The organism is Streptomyces sp. NPDC002958 (assembly GCF_055563255.1).
In genome coordinates this window covers 19,338-34,473 of record NZ_JBVHDS010000029.1, presented here as the reverse complement: position 1 = coordinate 34,473, position 15,136 = coordinate 19,338, and the positions used below count along the sequence as shown (strand labels likewise).

Below are 15,136 nucleotides of genomic sequence, written 5' to 3'. Positions count from 1 at the left end.
CGAAGAAGGCTCGCCGAGGGGTGGCGGTCGGGCGCAAGCGTCCCCCCGGGATGTGGACGGTGACAGCCACTCACGGGTGGCTGTGGACGCGGACGCGCGGAGGGCCCGTACCTCAGGGGTACGGGCCCTCCGTGCGTGAGTGGTGTCGTTGGCCGACCGCGTCGAGCTCAGCCGACGGCGAGCTTGACCATGTCCGCCTGCGGCCCCTTCTGGCCCTGCGAGATCTCGAATTCAACTCGCTGACCCTCTTCGAGGGTGCGGTACCCGTCCATCTGGATCGCGCTGTAGTGGACGAAAACATCCGCACCACCGTCGACCGCGATGAAGCCGTACCCCTTCTCCGCGTTGAACCACTTGACGGTGCCCTGAGCCATGCCTAACTCCCCTATTACTGGCCCTTGCACAGGACCGCACTTCGCGGACCCGGGTCAGAACTCACCCTCCGACAGGAGAGGGTGCGTGCGCCGGAACGCGTCGACCGCGGCCGAATGTATCTGCCCAACTGCCCTCTGCAACAGGTCCATCGGACGAGAATTCTGGGCAGCACCGAACGCCCGAACAGGAGGAATTCATAAGATTCCAGGACAAGTCGGGCCGGGCAAAGGTGACTTATGGCGCAAGGTGATCGAACACTTTGGCTGCTTCTTGTCGCGGCCGGGCGCATTCTCATATGCGGGCGGCACGGGCAGCTGGGGGGACTTCCCACACTGTACCGCGCTCAACCCTGCAGAATCGCCCCCTCCGCTTCTCTCGCAGAGGGGGCGATTCCGATATCGCCGTGAAGTCGACCGGCGGTCGGCGCCGGGGTCAGCAGCCGCCCGCGACGGCCGGGATGATCGAGATGCCGGCGCCGTCCGGCGTCGCCGTCTCCAGGCCGCCCTCGAAGCGCACGTCGTCGTCGTTGACGTACACGTTCACGAACCGGCGCAACTTGCCCTGGTCGTCCAGGACACGGGCGGCGATGCCCGGGTGATTCCGCTCCAGGGACTCGATGACCTGGGAGAGCGTCGAGCCCTCGGCCGGGACCTCGGCCTGGCCGCCCGTGTAGGTGCGGAGGATGGTGGGGATGCGGACCTTGACGCTCATGATGGTGTGCCTTCCTTCGGTCTCGGGTGGTCAGCAGGCAGCGAGGCCGGCGGCGCGGAACGCGTCCAGGCTCGGGCGGATCGTCGCGGTCGCCTGCGAGGTGGCGGCCACCGCGTCCAGGGTCTTGAGGCCGTCACCGGTGTTGAGGATGACGGTGGTCAGCGCCGGGTCGAGCAGACCGGCCTCGATCAGCTTCTTCGTCACGCCGACCGTCACCCCGCCGGCCGTCTCCGCGAAGATGCCCTCGGTACGCGCCAGCAGCTTGATCGCGTCGACGACCTGCTCGTCGTCGACGTCCTCGACCGCCCCGCCGGTGCGGCGGGCGATGTCCAGGACATACGGGCCGTCGGCCGGGTTGCCGATCGCCAGCGACTTGGCGATGGTGTTCGGCTTCTGGGGCCGTACGACATCGAGACCGGCCTTGAAGGCGGTGGAGACCGGGGAGCAGCCCTCGGCCTGGGCGCCGAAGATCTTGTACGGCTTGTCCTCGACGAGGCCGAGCTTGATCAGCTCCTGGAGGCCCTTGTCGATCTTCGTGAGCTGCGAGCCGGACGCGATCGGGATGACGATCTGGTCGGGCAGCTGCCAGCCGAGCTGCTCGCAGATCTCGTACGCCAGGGTCTTGGAGCCCTCGCCGTAGTACGGGCGCAGATTGACGTTGACGAAGCCCCAGCCCTCGCCGAGCGGGTCGCCGATGAGCTCCGAGCAGAAGCGGTTGACGTCGTCGTAGTTGCCCTCGATGCCGACCAGTTCACCGCCGTACACCGCGGCCATGACGACCTTGCCCTGCTCCAGGTCGTGCGGGATGAACACGCAGGAGCGGAAGCCGGCGCGGGCAGCGGCCGCGCCCACCGCACCGGCGAGGTTGCCGGTGGAGGAGCAGGAGAGGGTGGTGAAGCCGAAGGCGCGGGCGGCCTCGACAGCGATGGCGACGACACGGTCCTTGAAGGAGTGCGTCGGGTTGCCGGAGTCGTCCTTGACGTACAGGCCGCCGGTGACGCCCAGTTCGCGGGCGAGGTTGTCGGCCTTGACCAGCTTGGTGAAGCCGGGGTTGATGTTGGGCTTGTCCGCGACATCGGCGGGGACCGGCAGCAGCGGCGCGTAACGCCAGATGTTGTCGGGTCCGGCCTCGATGCGCTTCTTCAGCTCGTCCGGGGAGCCGCTCGGCAGCTCGTACGCCACTTCGAGCGGCCCGAAACAGGACGCACAGGCGAAAATGGGACCGAGTTCGAAACGCTCGCCGCACTCGCGGCAGGAAAGCGCCGCGGCGGGACCGAGGTCGACAGCTTCGGCGGGAGAATTGGTGCTTACTGCAACGGTCTGCACGGCCATGATGGCGGAGGCCCTTTCTCCTCATCTTCCTTGCGACGCGTTTCGTCACAAGACGGAATTGGCACCTTCCCCACCGTGACCTCGCGGTCGGCAGGAGGGTTGCCGGGACTTCAACGGGCCGTTCCCTCAGTCCCTCTGGATGAGCGCTGTGGCACTGGATCACCGATCCAGGCATTTATCAGCGGACGGACCCCGACATGCGATGGCCGTCCGCGTTGTTCAAGACTGTAACCGAAGCACCGGACTGTTGAGATAGTCGTCCGAACCGCGAGATGGATCACATACAGGGAGTATCGACCGTGCTGGAAGAGGTCGAACGCTGGCTGGCCAGGCGTTCCTGGTCAGCCGCCGACCGCCCGCTGGACCGCCTCCTGGCCGCCAAGGCCAAGGACCCGCGGCGCGGGAGCGTGAGCGTCGTACTGCCCGCGCTGAATGAGGAGGCGACGGTCGGCGAGATCGTCGCGACGATCAGGCGCGAGCTGATGGAGAAGGTCCAGCTGGTCGACGAACTCGTGGTGATCGATTCCGGTTCCACGGACGCCACCGCGAAAGTGGCGCGGGAGGCCGGCGCCCGGGTGGTGCACCGGGACGAGATACTCCCGCGGATGCCCGCCGTGCCCGGCAAGGGCGAGGTGCTGTGGCGGTCGCTCCTGGTGACCGGCGGTGACATCGTCTGCTTCATCGACGCCGACCTGAAGGACTTCTCGGCGGACTTCGTCTCCGGCATCGTCGGCCCGCTGCTGACCGACCCGGACGTGCGGTTCGTGAAGGCGATGTATGACCGCCCGTTCGGTGAAACCGCAGCTCAGGGCGGTCGCGTCACCGAGCTGGTGGCCCGTCCGCTGCTCAATCTGCACTGGCCGCAACTGGCCGGTTTCGTCCAGCCGCTGGGCGGCGAGTACGCGGTGCGCCGCTCCCTGCTCGAACGGCTGCCCTTCCCCGTCGGATACGGAGTGGAACTGGGCCTCCTGGTCGACGCGCTGCATACGGTGGGTCTGGACGCGCTGGCCCAGGTCGACGTGGGGGTGCGCAAACACCGCCACCAGGACGGGCAGGCGCTCGGCAGGATGGCGGCGGCGATCTACCGGACCGCTCAGCTCCGCCTGTCCCGAGGCCACTTGGTACGGCCCTCGCTCACCCAGTTCGAGCGCGGCGAGGACGGCTTCGTACCGCGCACCCATGCGGTGGACACCGAGGAGCGTCCTCCGATGCGCGAGATCGAGGAGTACGCTTCGCGCCGCGCGGCCTGACTTCGCACGTTTGGGCGGTTCGTGATCGGGCTAGATTCCGCAACATGGTCTCCGAGCACGAAGCCCAGTCCGACGCCCACTCCGACGCCCGGCCCCCTGACCAGTCCGCTGCCGAGGTCCTCGTCGCGTCGAACCGCGGCCCGGTGTCGTACACCCTGGAGACGGACGGATCGCTCGAAGCGAAGCGGGGCGGCGGCGGGCTCGTCTCCGGACTGAGCGCCGTCAAGGACAAGCTGTGGGTGTGCGCCGCGCTCGGTGACGGGGACCGTGAGGCGATCCGGCGCGGGGTGGGTGAGCAGGGCGTACGGATGCTCGACATCGACGCGGCCGTGCACGCGGACGCGTACAACGGCATCGCGAATTCGGTGCTCTGGTTCGTCCACCACCTGCTGTACCAGACCCCGCTGGAGCCGGTCTTCGACGCGGAGTTCCGGCGGCAGTGGGCGTCCTTCGAGACATACAACCGGGCCTTCGCCGAGGCGCTCGCCGAGGAGGCGGGCCGGGGCGCGGCGGTGCTGGTGCAGGACTACCACCTGGCGCTGGTGCCCGGCATGCTCCGCGAGCTCCGCCCCGACCTGCGGATCGGCCACTTCTCGCACACCCCGTGGGCGCCCGTCGACTACTTCCGCCTGCTCCCCGACGACATCGCCGAACAGTTGCTGCACGGCATCCTGGGCGCGGACCGGGCAGCCTTCCTGACCCGACGCTGGGCGGACGCCTTCATCGGCTGCTGCACGGAGATCGTGGGCGGCACCGGCCGGACCAGGATCGGGGTGCACGGGCTCGGGGCGGACGCGGACTTCCTGCGCCGGCGCGCGCACGAGGCGGATGTGGACGAGCGGATGGCGGCGCTGCGGGAGCAGATCGGCCCCGGGCGGAGGACGATCGTACGAGTGGACCGGACGGAACTGTCCAAGAACATCGTGCGCGGCCTGTTCGCGTACCGCGCGCTCCTCGAAGAGCGGCCGGAATGGCGTGAGCGCGTCGTCCATGTCGCCTTCGCGTACCCCTCGCGGCAGGACCTGGCGGTGTACCGCGACTACACGACCGAGGTGCAGCGGGTCGCCGACGAGATCAACGCCGTGTACGGCACGGCGGGCTGGACGCCGGTCGTGCTCCACGTCAAGGACGACTTCGCCCGCTCGCTCGCCGCGTACCGGCTGGCCGACGTGGCGCTCGTCAACCCGATCCGCGACGGCATGAACCTGGTCGCCAAGGAGGTTCCGGTCGTCTCCGACCACGGCTGCGCGCTGGTGCTGTCGCGGGAGGCCGGGGCGTACGAGGAACTGGGCAGCGACGCGATCGTGGTGAACCCGTACGACGTGTCCGCGACGGCGGCGGCGCTGCACGAGGCGCTCACGATGGCGGACGACGAACGGGCCGCGCGCACGGAACGGCTGGCCGCGGCGGCGGTGGCGCTGCCGCCGCAGCAGTGGTTCCTGGACCAGTTGGACGCGCTGCGGCGGGGGTGAGCCCGTGCCCCTCCCGGCAAGCTTTGCCCCGTCGCGGCACTAGAGCTGTCGCGCCAGGGCCGCCAGGAAGTCGACGACGGCTCCCGGGCCGTTCAGCAGCAGATCGGCCCGTTCGGCCAACTCGGGCACTTCCGCGCTGCCGCTGCAGACCAGCAGGCCGGGAATGCCGTCGGGGCCCTCGGTGCGGAGCTTCTCCACGGCGGCGTACGCGGCGAGGTCGCCCAGGTCGTCGCCCGCGTACAGGACGGACTCGGCGTCCCTCTCCCGTACGTACTGTGCGAGCGCCACGCCCTTGTCCGTGCCCGGCGGACGCAACTCCAGGACCAGGCGGCCCGGTTCGACGATCAGCCCGTGCCGGGCGGCGAGCTCGCCGAGGGGGCCGCGCAGGGCCTCGAACGCGGCCTGCGGGTCGGCGGCGCGGCGGGTGTGGACGGCGAGCGCCTGGCCCTTCTCCTCGATCCAGGTGCCGTGCCACGAATCGAACCGGTCGAGCACGCCCGGGAGTTCGGCGCGGACCGCGGCGACGCCGGGGTGCGGGGCGGGGGTGTGGACCGTGCCGGAGACGGCGTCCCAGCGTTCGGCGCCGTAGTGACCGAGGACGACGAGGTGGTCCAGCCCCGGCACTCCGACGAAGCCGCCGTGCCGGACCGCGACGCCGGCCGGCCGACCGGTGATCACGGCGATGGAGGCCACTTTCGGGGCGAGCGCGACGAGCGCGTCGACGGCGCCGGGGTGGGCGCGGGCCTGTTCCGGGTCCGGGACGATGTCGGCGAGGGTCCCGTCGAAATCGAGCGCGATGACGGCACGGTCCGGGCGCGCGAGGATCGCGGCGAGGGCTTCTCGGCCGGGTCGGGTGGCGGGGGTCGGGAGCTCGGACGGGGTCTCGCCCGGCGCGGGTACGTGCGGGTTGCTGCCCATGGGCCGAGCCTATAGGCGTACCGCCGGGCACAGCCATGGCCGACGTGGCATGCGGGCGGCGTCCGTGGTGCGGCGGACACACAGCGGGCGGCTACCGCGCGAGCGTGAAACATCGAACGGATAGACCATCCCATATCGATGTATAAACCCGTGGAGTGCGGACAACGATCAGGGCGCCGGTCCCCCACCCCCACCAGCAGCAGCCCTGATGCGCACGTCTCTTGTCCTTTTCACGGTGATGACGGCTCTCCTTGCGGGTGCTTCCCCGGCCACCGCTCAAGCCCGGCCCGCCGCACCGACAACCTCGCACACGGCGGACGTCGGCGGCTTCTACACCAATGGCGACCACGTCCACGTCTCCAGTACGCCCCCGGCGACGGCATCCGGACACGGCTGGTGGGTGCGGGTGAAGGGAGGCAGGCCGGGTGAGAAGGCCAAGGTGACCATCTGGCTGCAGGCGAAGGACGAACACGGCAAGTGGAAGTCCGTGGCCAGCGGGTCGAAGAAGGTGAAGCCGACCAAGGGCAAGGCCAGCAGCACACACCGGGCCAACGCCCGTAAGGCGTGCGAGGGCAGGAAGAAGACGCAGTGGCGGAGTTTGATCGACGTGGACATCATCGGCGAGGCCGACTCCCCGGAGAAGGCCGTCACTGCCACGATGACCTTCAACTGCGGCGCGGGCGTGTAGGGGGAAACGATGGATGATGCGGTGCGGGACTCCACTCTGCTCATGGGCGTGCACGGAATCCTCACCCGGCATCCCTGGCTCGCATCGCCCGAGGGCACCTCGGAGCCCGACACCGATGTCTTCGGCCTGGCGGTGAACCGGGCCGAGGTCTACGGGTGGAGCAGCACCCTTCTGGGAGCCGGCATGGAGCTCGGGGGGAGCCGGTGGGGGCACAACGACGCGGGGGAGGACTGGACGCAGGACGGGCGCGTACGGGAGATCGGCTGGCTCCAGGTGGACGTGTCCTCCTGCCTGAACCGGCAGCGACTGCCCGTACTGCCCGTGGCGACGGTCCTTGGCGACGTACTGCGACAGGTGGGCGATGTCCGTGTCACCGGCATGCACACCGTCGCGCCCGTGCACCTGGCGCCGGACCCCGCCGTCGCCCTCCTGTACTCCGCCGGTTGGTACGAGCTGGCTGATCCGGGTGCGGTCAAGGAGATCACCGTGACCGTGTCCGGTCGCGAAGCGGAGCTGGCCGACCGCGCCGGGCGCGTTCGCGACGAGGCGCTGGCATGCACCTACGGATGTATGACCGTCGAGCCGGAAACCGTCGACGTGGACCTCCCGGGCCTGGCCCTGCCGCTCACCGGCGCAATGCAGGCCGAAGGGATGCGCCGGGCCCTGGCCTTCCGCTGCCGGGTGCCGGTGTGGTCCCTGGACGCGGCAGCCTGGACCACGGAGGTCTTCGTCGAGGCACTACGCGTCACCGGCACCGCGGAACCCGTCGTGATCACCGTGTCCGGCTGAGCGGTTGCCGGTTTCAGCGGCGTCCCCGCCTCGCATCCCTGATCCGGCGCAGGCGGTTCACCGTCACCGGGTCCTCCTCCAGCGCGCGCCGGTCGTCGAGCAGCGTGTTCAGCAGCTGGTAGTAGCGCGTGGGCGAGATGCCGAGCTGTTCGCGGATCGCGCGCTCCTTCGCCCCGGGCCCGGCCCACGGTTTCCGCTCGACGGCGAGCACGGCGCGTTCCCTGTCGGAGAGGCCGTCCGTGTCGCCGGGGCCGACGGGGGCGTCCATGTCGGGGCCATTCGGGGGGGCGGTCATATCAGCCAACATATCGCCCGGCCGGAGGGCCGCCACCCGTTGCTCGGCGCCCTCCGCCGCCGACGCGTCCCGCACGGCCTTCCCCGACATGGCCGGACCTGCATGGCCGGACCTGCCGGACCACCCGCGCAACCTCTCGCACTGCGTGATCCGTTCGCCCTGAGCCCGCTGCTCGGGCCCACTGCGGCGGTGCCGCCGCCGCGATTTTGTATGGATGCGCAACAAACCGAATAGTGGACTAGACCTTTTGGGTTCCCCGGGCGAAACTGTTTCCCGTGAAACACGTCATCGCCCTCGATGTGGGCGGCACCGGAATGAAGGCCGCACTGGTCGGGGCCGACGGCGCCCTGCTGCACGAGGCGCGGCGGGCGACCGGCAGAGAGCGCGGCCCCGACGCCGTCGTGGAGTCGATCCTCGCCTTCGCCTCGGACCTGCGGGCGTACGGCGAGGAGCACCTCGGCGAAAGCGCCCTCGCGGCCGGTGTCGCCGTGCCCGGCATCGTCGACGCCGAGAACGGGATCGCGGTCTACGCCTCGAACCTGGGCTGGCGCGACGTACCCATGCGGGAACTGCTGGGCGAGCGGCTCGGCGGTGTCCCCGTCGCGCTCGGCCACGATGTGCGCACCGGCGGGCTTGCCGAGGGCCGGATCGGCGCGGGCAAGGACGCCGACCGCTTCCTCTTCGTACCGCTGGGCACCGGGATCGCCGGGGCCATCGGCATCGCGGGCACCATCGAGTCCGGCGCACACGGGTACGCGGGCGAGATCGGCCACATCGTGGTCCGGCCGGACGGCCCCGACTGCGGCTGCGGCCAGCGCGGCTGCCTGGAGACCCTGGCGTCCGCCTCCGCGGTGACCCGGGCCTGGGCCGCCGCGTCCGGCGACCCGACGGCGGACGCCGCGGACTGCGCGAAGGCCGTCGAGTCGGGCGACCCCGCGGCGGTGGAAGTCTGGCGGAACGCCGTCGACGCGCTCGCCGCCGGTCTGGTCACCGCGCTGACGCTTCTCGACCCCCGCACGCTCATCATCGGTGGCGGGCTCGCCGAGGCCGGGGAAACCTTGTTCACACCACTCCGTGCGGCCGTCGAGGAACGCGTCACGTTCCAGAAGCTGCCCCACATCGTCCCGGCGGCCCTCGGGGACACCGCCGGATGCCTGGGCGCAGGCCTGCTCGCCTGGGATCTTCTCTCCACGGAGGTATCCGCCTGATGGCCGGACGCGCAGACAGCACAGTTCTCGCAGGTGCCCGGGTGGTGCTTCCCACCGGAACCGTCGAGGACGGCCGGGTGATCGTCGAGGGCACCCGGATCGCCGGAAGCGCGGCCCGGGGCACCCGGACCGTCGACCTGAGCGGCCACTGGGTGGTCCCCGGTTTCGTCGACATGCACAACCACGGCGGCGGCGGCGCGTCCTTCACCTCCGGCACCGCGGACGAGGTCCTCACCGGCATCCGCACCCACCGCGAGCACGGCACCACCACGCTGGTCGCCTCCACGGTCACCGGCGAGATGGACTTCCTCGCCCAGCGGGCCGGTGTCCTGTCCGAGCTGGTCGAGCAGGGCGACCTGGCCGGTATCCACTTCGAGGGGCCGTTCATCTCACCGTGCCGCAAGGGCGCGCACAGCGAGGACCTGCTGCGCCACCCCGACCCGGCCGAGGTCCGCAAGCTGATGGAAGCGGCGCGCGGCACCGCGAAGATGTTCACGCTCGCCACCGAACTCCCGGGCGGCATCGAGTCGGTGCGGCTGCTCGCCGAGCACGGGGTCATCGCCGCGATCGGGCACACCGACGCGACGTACGAGCAGACCGTCGAGGCGATCGACGCGGGCGCCACCGTCGCCACCCACCTCTACAACGCGATGCCCGGCCTCGGCCACCGAGCGCCCGGCCCGATCGCGGCCCTGCTGGAGGACGAGCGGATCACCGTCGAGCTGATCAACGACGGTACGCATCTGCACCCCGCCGCCCTGGAGCTGGCCTACCACCACGCGGGCGCGCACCGCGTCGCGCTGATCACCGACGCCATGGACGCGGCCGGCTTCGGCGACGGCCGGTACCAGCTCGGCCCGCTCGCGGTCGAGGTCGAGGACGGCGTCGCGCGGCTGGTCGAGGGCGGCTCGATCGCGGGCTCCACGCTCACCCTGGACACCGCGTTCCACCGGGCCGTGACCATCGACAGGATCCCGGTCGACGATGTCGTGCGGTCCATCTCCGCAAACCCGGCACGGCTGCTCGGCGTGTACGACAGGGTCGGCTCGCTGGACCCGGGCAAGGACGCGGACCTGGTGGTCCTGGACGCGGACTTCGCGCTCAAGGGAGTCATGCGCAAGGGCGAATGGATCATTGAGCCTCAGATCGGCTGATTCGACCCGTTATTGACGGTGGGTCGAATACGTAACGAAGAGACGGCGGTTGATCCGGAGGTCTGGGCCGACCGCCGCCTCTTTGGCATGATCGCCTGGGAAACAGGCAGAGAAAGCGCATTCCGCCCAAGGATTCGCGCTCCAGAGCAGGGATCGAGGGAGGGGCCGCGGTGATCCTCACGGTCACACTGAATACGGCACTCGACCTGACGTACGGCGTCCCGGAGCTCGTCCCGCACGCCAGCCACCGCGTCAGGGACATGTCCGAGCGACCCGGCGGCAAGGGCCTCAACGTGGCCCGGGTGCTCTCCGCCCTCGGCCACGCAACGGTGGTCACCGGTTTCGCCGGAGGCTCCACCGGAGCCGTACTGCGCGAGCTGCTGGCCGACCTCCCGCCGCGGGAAGCGGGCACCGAGGGCGGGAATGCCACTGCGCCGATCACCGACGCCCTCGTCACCGTCGCCGGGAGCACCCGTCGCACGATAGCCGTCGTCGACCGGGCCAGCGGCAACACCACCCAGCTCAACGAACCCGGCCCGCTCATCACCGCCGATGAATGGACCGCCCTCCTCGGCCGCTACGAGGAACTCCTCGCAGCGGCCGACGCCGTCGCCCTCTGCGGCAGCCTGCCGCCCGGCATCCACGTCGGCGCCTACGCCGAACTGGTCCGCCTGGCCCGCACCGCCGGCGTCCCCGTGCTCCTGGACACCAGCGGCGAACCGCTGCGCCGCGGCATCGCCGCCCGCCCCGAGCTGATCAAGCCGAATGCCGACGAGCTCGCCCGGCTCACCGGCTCCCGCGACCCGCTGCGCGCCACCCACGACGCCCGCCGCCGCGGCGCGCACGGGGTCATCGCGTCACTGGGCCCGGACGGCATGCTGGCGGTCACCCCCGACGGCGTCTGGCAGGCGTCCCCGCCCGCCAAGGTCCTGGGCAATCCGACCGGTGCGGGCGATTCCGCGGTGGCCGGGCTGCTGTCCGGCCTCGTCGAGGGCCTGAGCTGGCCGGACCGGCTGCGGCGGGCGGTGGCTCTGTCGACGGCGACCGTGCTCTCCCCGACGGCCGGCGACTTCGACCGCGCGGCGTACGAGGAGCTGCTGCCGCGCGTCGGCATCGAGGAACACACAGCGGCGGCCTGAGCCGCCACCCGTATCGGCTCGTCCGGCTCCACCGACCGGTCCGGCCGCTCAGCACAGATAATCCGGCCGCTCAGCACAGAGAAGCAACAGGGGTCAGCATGCCGCTCGTCAGCACCGGTGAGCTCGTCTCCGCCGCCCATGCCGAGGGGCGCGGGATCGCCGCCTTCAATGTCATCACGCTGGAGCACGCGGAGGCCATCGCGGCCGGCGCGGAGCGCGCCGGAGCGCCTGCCATCCTGCAGATCTCCGAGAACGCCGTGAAGTTCCGCGGCGGACGGCTCTGCGCCATCGCCGCCGCGACCGCCGCCGTCGCCCGGGCCTCCGGCGCCCCCCTCGCACTCCACCTCGACCACGTCGAGTCCGTGGAGCTGCTGCACCAGGCACACACGGAGGGCTTCGGCTCGGTGATGTTCGACGCCTCCAAACTCCCGTACGGCGAGAACGTGCGGGCCACGGCCCAGGCGGTGGCGTGGGGGCATGAGCGCGGCATCTGGATCGAGGCCGAGCTCGGCAAGGTCGGCGGCAAGGAGGGCGAGGCCCCGCTCGACGCCCACGCCCCCGGCGTCCGTACCGACCCGGCCGAGGCGGCCGCGTACGTCCGCGACACCGGCGTCGACGCGCTGGCCGTCGCGGTCGGCTCCTCGCACGCCATGACCGAACGCACCGCCGCCCTGGACCACGACCTGATCGGCCGGCTGCGCAACGCGGTCCCGGTCCCGCTCGTGCTGCACGGCTCCAGCGGCGTCCCGGACGACGAGATCCGCCGGGCCGTCGCCTCCTCCGGCATGGTCAAGATCAACGTGGGTACGGCGCTGAACACGGCGTTCACCGGCGCGGTACGGGCGTACCTGGCCGAGAACGCCACGGGGGTGGACCCGCGCAAGTACATCGCACCGGGGCGCGAGGCGATGGCCGCGACGGTGGCCGGGTTCCTGGCCCTGATGGGCTGACCAGCCCCGTCACCCGTACACGGAAAGAATCCGGCCCCCTCGCCCGAGGGCGAGGGGGCCGGTGCGCGTCCGCAGGAGGCGGTCAACGCTTGACGTGACCGGCCTTCAGGGACAGCTGGTCCAGATTGGCGTCGCACTTGTCGCCCGCGTTGCACGAGATCATGATCGTGTTCGAGCCCTTGTCGAGCTGGATCCAGGCGAACGTGGTCGTCCAGCCCTTCTCCAGGTCGCCATCGGCTGCCTGCGCGTAGTTATTCATGTTGATCGACCGGGGGGCCTCGGCATTGACCGTGAGCGAGGTCTTGGCATCCCTGCCCGGCACGCCGTACGTCACGAACAGCGTGTACTCACCGGCCTTCGGCACCTCGACCGACCAGGTCGCCGACCTGCCGACCTCGTTGAGGTTGATGTACTGGCCGTTGGCGCTCTTCGCACCCTTGGTCGTGTTGTCCAGCTGGGCCGTGCCGCCGAGCTTCAGCGTCGCCGCGTCCTGCTTCGGCAGCTCGGCCGGGGCCTCGGAGCTCGCGGACTCCTTGGGCTTCGGAGACTCCTCGACCTGGTCGCCGGGACCGGCGGAGGAGGTGGCCTCTTCCCTCTTCTCGTTCTTGTCGTCGTCGTCCGTGATGAGCGCGGCGCCGATGCCGATGAGCACGACCAGGACCACCGAGACCGCACCGATCAGCAGGCCCTTGGTGTTCGGGCCACCCTTGCCGGGGCCGCCGGTGCGACCGCGGCCGCCCTGCTGCGGAGCCTGCGCGGTGGCGGCGCCGCCGGGGTACGTCTCCGGGGCGGCGTACTGCGCGTTCGGCTGGCCGTACTGCTGCTGATGCGGCACCTGCTGCCCGTACTGGCGCTCGCCGACGGTCCGCACCTGGTTGTACGAGGTCCGGGGCACACCGGGCTGCTGCGGGGCCGCCGGACCCGGGTAGCCGTAGCCGCCCTGCCGTGGCGGCTGGGCGCCCGCTGCCTGTCCGTCCTCGTACAGGTAGCCGAACGGATCGTCGTCCTCGGGTGTGCTTGCGCCGTTGTTCCCGGCCGTCATCCCTGGGTCGCTCCTCACCATGTCGCCAGCCGTCGCCGAATTTCGCCAGCCGTGGCCGACCGGCCGAGCCTACCGCGAACGGACCGCACCAAGAATTGCCGTCACACACCCTGGAACCGCGACGGGATGCGGGAACACCGCCGTCGTGAACGTCAGCCGGCCCTGCGGTGAACCTTCGCCCGGGACCGCTTCTCCACGTACATCCGCTGGTCGGCGGAGCGCAGTACCTCTTCGACGGTCATGCCGCACGCCGCCCAGCCGATGCCGAAACTCGCCCCGACGCGTACCGCCCGACCGTCGACCCGAATGGGCGGAATGATGGCGTTACGGAGGCGTACGGCCAGGTCGGCGGCATCTGCGGCCCCGAGCCCGTCGGCGAGGACGACGAATTCGTCACCCCCGAGCCGGGCGACGGTGTCACCGTCGCGGACACAGGTGGTGAGGCGGCGGGCGACCTCGATCAGTACGGCGTCACCGGTGTGGTGGCCGAAGCGGTCGTTGATGGACTTGAAGCCGTCGAGGTCGCAGAAGAGGACCGCAAGGCCCTTCGCCCCGTCGTCGTGCTCGGTGTCGGGTGCGACGGAATGCACATGGTGGTCGTACGGGCCGTCGGGCGTCGCATCCACGTCGTAGCCGTGCGTCCGCGCGTCCGGATCGTCGACGTCGCCGTAGGCCGCGTCCAGCGCCTCGACCGCGGTGGTGGCCACCGCATCCGGGCGCTCGCAGAGCCGGGAGCTGAGCCGGGAGCGCAGCTCGGCACTGTTGGGCAGACCCGTGAGCGCGTCGTGCGAGGCGCGGTGCGCGAGATGCAGCTCGTGGCGCTTGCGCTCCTCTATGTCCTCGACATGGGTGAGCAGGAAGCGCGGGCCGTCCGCGGTGTCGGCGACGACGGAGTTGCGCAGCGAAACCCAGAGGTAGGTGCCGTCCCGGCGTCCGAGCCGCAGCTCGGCGCGGCCGCCCTCGGCGGAGGTTCGCAGCAGGGTGCCGATGTCCTCGGGGTGGACGAGGTCCGCGAAGGAGTAGCGGCGCAGGACGGACGCGGGGCGGCCGAGCAGCCGGCACAGGGCGTCGTTGGTGCGCAGCAGCCGGCCGTGCTGGTCACCGCCCATCTCGGCGATGGCCATGCCGCTGGGGGCGTACTCGAAGGCCTGCCGGAAGGACTCCTCGCTGGCCCGCAGCGCCTGCTGTTCGCGCTCCAGACGGACCAGGGCGCGTTGCATGTTCGCTCTCAGCCGGGCGTTGCTGATCGCGATGGCCGCCTGTGATGCGTACATCTGGAGGGCCTCACGGCCCCAGGCGCCGGGGCGGCGGCCGTTGCGCGGGCGGTCGACGGATATGACGCCCAGGAGGTCGAGGCCGCCGCCGGATGCGTACATCGGGGCGTAGAGCCGGTCCTGGGGGTGCCATTCGTCCTCGAAGCGGGGTTCGGGGCCCTCGGTGTGCCACTGCGGTACGTCGTCGTCGAGGAGGATCCAGCCATCGGTGTGAGGGATGAAGCGGAGCTCGTCCCAGGCCTCACCCATCGAAAGCCTGCGTTCCCAGGAAGTGCGCGAGCCGACACGGCCGGTGATCAGGGCTTCTGCGGCGTTGTTGCCCGCGAAGGCGGCGACGACGAGATCGCCGTCGGGCCGGACCAGGTTCACGCAGGCCAGCTCGTAACCGAGACCGGCGACGATTCCGTCGGCGACGGTCTGCAGCGTGTCGGCCAGGCTCCGCGCCGTATTGAGGTCGGCCACGGCCTGGTGCAGCTGCCGCATCGTCGCAAGACGGACGTACGGCTCCGACTCGGCCTCCATTGCTCGCACTCCCCTGC

At 70.7% G+C, this 15,136-nt stretch carries 15 protein-coding genes and 1 riboswitch; of the genes, 8 read left to right on the top strand and 7 right to left on the bottom strand.

Translation table 11 applies throughout. The annotated features are described in order from the left end of the window. Positions 1-167: 167 nt before the first annotated feature. The 3 genes from ACZ3IC_RS30155 to thrC form a co-directional block, all read right to left on the bottom strand. The gene (locus ACZ3IC_RS30155; protein WP_003967346.1) at positions 168-374 is read right to left on the bottom strand and encodes a cold-shock protein; all 207 of its coding nucleotides are present in this window, start codon (positions 372-374) and stop codon (positions 168-170) included. 433 nt (positions 375-807) lie between these two features. After that, positions 808-1,086 (bottom strand): MoaD/ThiS family protein, encoded by a 279-nt coding sequence (locus tag ACZ3IC_RS30150; protein ID WP_266730791.1) that lies wholly within the window; start codon positions 1,084-1,086, stop codon positions 808-810. 30 nt (positions 1,087-1,116) lie between these two features. Beyond that, positions 1,117-2,418 (bottom strand): threonine synthase, encoded by a 1,302-nt coding sequence (thrC, locus tag ACZ3IC_RS30145; RefSeq protein ID WP_467421301.1) that lies wholly within the window; start codon positions 2,416-2,418, stop codon positions 1,117-1,119. Between the two features lie 18 nt (positions 2,419-2,436). After that, positions 2,437-2,564: riboswitch (SAM riboswitch) on the bottom strand. A gap of 153 nt (positions 2,565-2,717) precedes the next feature. On the opposite strand from thrC, the gene ACZ3IC_RS30140 reads away from it, so the two are divergent. Together ACZ3IC_RS30140 and ACZ3IC_RS30135 are read left to right on the top strand one after the other, a co-directional pair. Next, complete coding sequence (locus tag ACZ3IC_RS30140; RefSeq protein WP_467421372.1) at positions 2,718-3,668, top strand: glucosyl-3-phosphoglycerate synthase; 951 nt, start codon at positions 2,718-2,720, stop codon at positions 3,666-3,668. 44 nt (positions 3,669-3,712) lie between these two features. Continuing rightward, positions 3,713-5,140 carry an alpha,alpha-trehalose-phosphate synthase (UDP-forming) gene (locus ACZ3IC_RS30135; RefSeq protein WP_467421299.1) on the top strand — a complete coding sequence of 476 codons (1,428 nt, stop codon included), beginning with the start codon at positions 3,713-3,715 and terminating at the stop codon, positions 5,138-5,140. A gap of 39 nt (positions 5,141-5,179) precedes the next feature. On the opposite strand, the gene otsB is transcribed toward ACZ3IC_RS30135, so the two are convergent. Beyond that, positions 5,180-6,058, bottom strand: coding sequence for a trehalose-phosphatase (gene otsB / locus ACZ3IC_RS30130; RefSeq protein WP_467421297.1), 879 nt, complete (start codon positions 6,056-6,058; stop codon positions 5,180-5,182). 208 nt (positions 6,059-6,266) lie between these two features. Here otsB and ACZ3IC_RS30125 point away from each other — a divergent pair, with 208 nt between their 5' ends. Further along, positions 6,267-6,746 carry a hypothetical protein gene (locus tag ACZ3IC_RS30125; RefSeq protein WP_467421295.1) on the top strand — a complete coding sequence of 160 codons (480 nt, stop codon included), beginning with the start codon at positions 6,267-6,269 and terminating at the stop codon, positions 6,744-6,746. Between the two features lie 21 nt (positions 6,747-6,767). Then, complete coding sequence (locus ACZ3IC_RS30120) at positions 6,768-7,535, top strand: hypothetical protein (RefSeq protein WP_467421292.1); 768 nt, start codon at positions 6,768-6,770, stop codon at positions 7,533-7,535. Positions 7,536-7,548: 13 nt separating this feature from the next. Here ACZ3IC_RS30120 and ACZ3IC_RS30115 read toward each other — a convergent pair whose 3' ends face one another. Next, complete coding sequence (locus tag ACZ3IC_RS30115) at positions 7,549-7,830, bottom strand: DUF3263 domain-containing protein (RefSeq protein WP_467421289.1); 282 nt, start codon at positions 7,828-7,830, stop codon at positions 7,549-7,551. 275 nt (positions 7,831-8,105) lie between these two features. Here ACZ3IC_RS30115 and ACZ3IC_RS30110 point away from each other — a divergent pair, with 275 nt between their 5' ends. The 4 genes from ACZ3IC_RS30110 to ACZ3IC_RS30095 all read left to right on the top strand — a co-directional run bounded on the left by ACZ3IC_RS30110 (position 8,106) and on the right by ACZ3IC_RS30095 (position 12,281). After that, positions 8,106-9,038, top strand: a complete 933-nt coding sequence (locus ACZ3IC_RS30110) for an ROK family protein (protein WP_467421287.1) — start codon at positions 8,106-8,108, stop codon at positions 9,036-9,038. Continuing rightward, complete coding sequence (nagA, locus tag ACZ3IC_RS30105; RefSeq protein ID WP_467421285.1) at positions 9,038-10,192, top strand: N-acetylglucosamine-6-phosphate deacetylase; 1,155 nt, start codon at positions 9,038-9,040, stop codon at positions 10,190-10,192. The genes ACZ3IC_RS30110 and nagA overlap by 1 nt, the downstream gene beginning before the upstream one ends. Positions 10,193-10,362: 170 nt before the next feature. Further along, the gene (locus ACZ3IC_RS30100; RefSeq protein ID WP_467421283.1) at positions 10,363-11,331 is read left to right on the top strand and encodes a 1-phosphofructokinase family hexose kinase; all 969 of its coding nucleotides are present in this window, start codon (positions 10,363-10,365) and stop codon (positions 11,329-11,331) included. 98 nt (positions 11,332-11,429) lie between these two features. Continuing rightward, positions 11,430-12,281 carry a class II fructose-bisphosphate aldolase gene (locus ACZ3IC_RS30095; protein ID WP_467421280.1) on the top strand — a complete coding sequence of 284 codons (852 nt, stop codon included), beginning with the start codon at positions 11,430-11,432 and terminating at the stop codon, positions 12,279-12,281. Positions 12,282-12,363: 82 nt separating this feature from the next. Here the strand turns inward: ACZ3IC_RS30095 and ACZ3IC_RS30090 are convergent, their stop codons facing one another. Then, positions 12,364-13,323: a carbohydrate-binding protein gene (locus ACZ3IC_RS30090; protein WP_467421278.1), complete on the bottom strand. Its 960-nt coding sequence runs from the start codon at positions 13,321-13,323 to the stop codon at positions 12,364-12,366. Between the two features lie 152 nt (positions 13,324-13,475). Continuing rightward, the gene (cdgB, locus tag ACZ3IC_RS30085; protein WP_467421276.1) at positions 13,476-15,119 is read right to left on the bottom strand and encodes a diguanylate cyclase CdgB; all 1,644 of its coding nucleotides are present in this window, start codon (positions 15,117-15,119) and stop codon (positions 13,476-13,478) included. Positions 15,120-15,136: the final 17 nt, after the last annotated feature.

Coding starts and splice junctions, on each gene's coding strand:
- ACZ3IC_RS30095 (WP_467421280.1), top strand. CDS start 11,430: ATGCCGCTCGTCAGCACCGGTGAGCTCGTCTCCGCCGCCCATGCCGAG.
- thrC (WP_467421301.1), bottom strand. CDS start 2,418: ATGGCCGTGCAGACCGTTGCAGTAAGCACCAATTCTCCCGCCGAAGCT.
- ACZ3IC_RS30090 (WP_467421278.1), bottom strand. CDS start 13,323: ATGACGGCCGGGAACAACGGCGCAAGCACACCCGAGGACGACGATCCG.
- ACZ3IC_RS30125 (WP_467421295.1), top strand. CDS start 6,267: ATGCGCACGTCTCTTGTCCTTTTCACGGTGATGACGGCTCTCCTTGCG.
- ACZ3IC_RS30155 (WP_003967346.1), bottom strand. CDS start 374: ATGGCTCAGGGCACCGTCAAGTGGTTCAACGCGGAGAAGGGGTACGGC.
- cdgB (WP_467421276.1), bottom strand. CDS start 15,119: ATGGAGGCCGAGTCGGAGCCGTACGTCCGTCTTGCGACGATGCGGCAG.
- ACZ3IC_RS30150 (WP_266730791.1), bottom strand. CDS start 1,086: ATGAGCGTCAAGGTCCGCATCCCCACCATCCTCCGCACCTACACGGGC.
- ACZ3IC_RS30135 (WP_467421299.1), top strand. CDS start 3,713: ATGGTCTCCGAGCACGAAGCCCAGTCCGACGCCCACTCCGACGCCCGG.
- otsB (WP_467421297.1), bottom strand. CDS start 6,058: ATGGGCAGCAACCCGCACGTACCCGCGCCGGGCGAGACCCCGTCCGAG.
- ACZ3IC_RS30115 (WP_467421289.1), bottom strand. CDS start 7,830: ATGACCGCCCCCCCGAATGGCCCCGACATGGACGCCCCCGTCGGCCCC.
- nagA (WP_467421285.1), top strand. CDS start 9,038: ATGGCCGGACGCGCAGACAGCACAGTTCTCGCAGGTGCCCGGGTGGTG.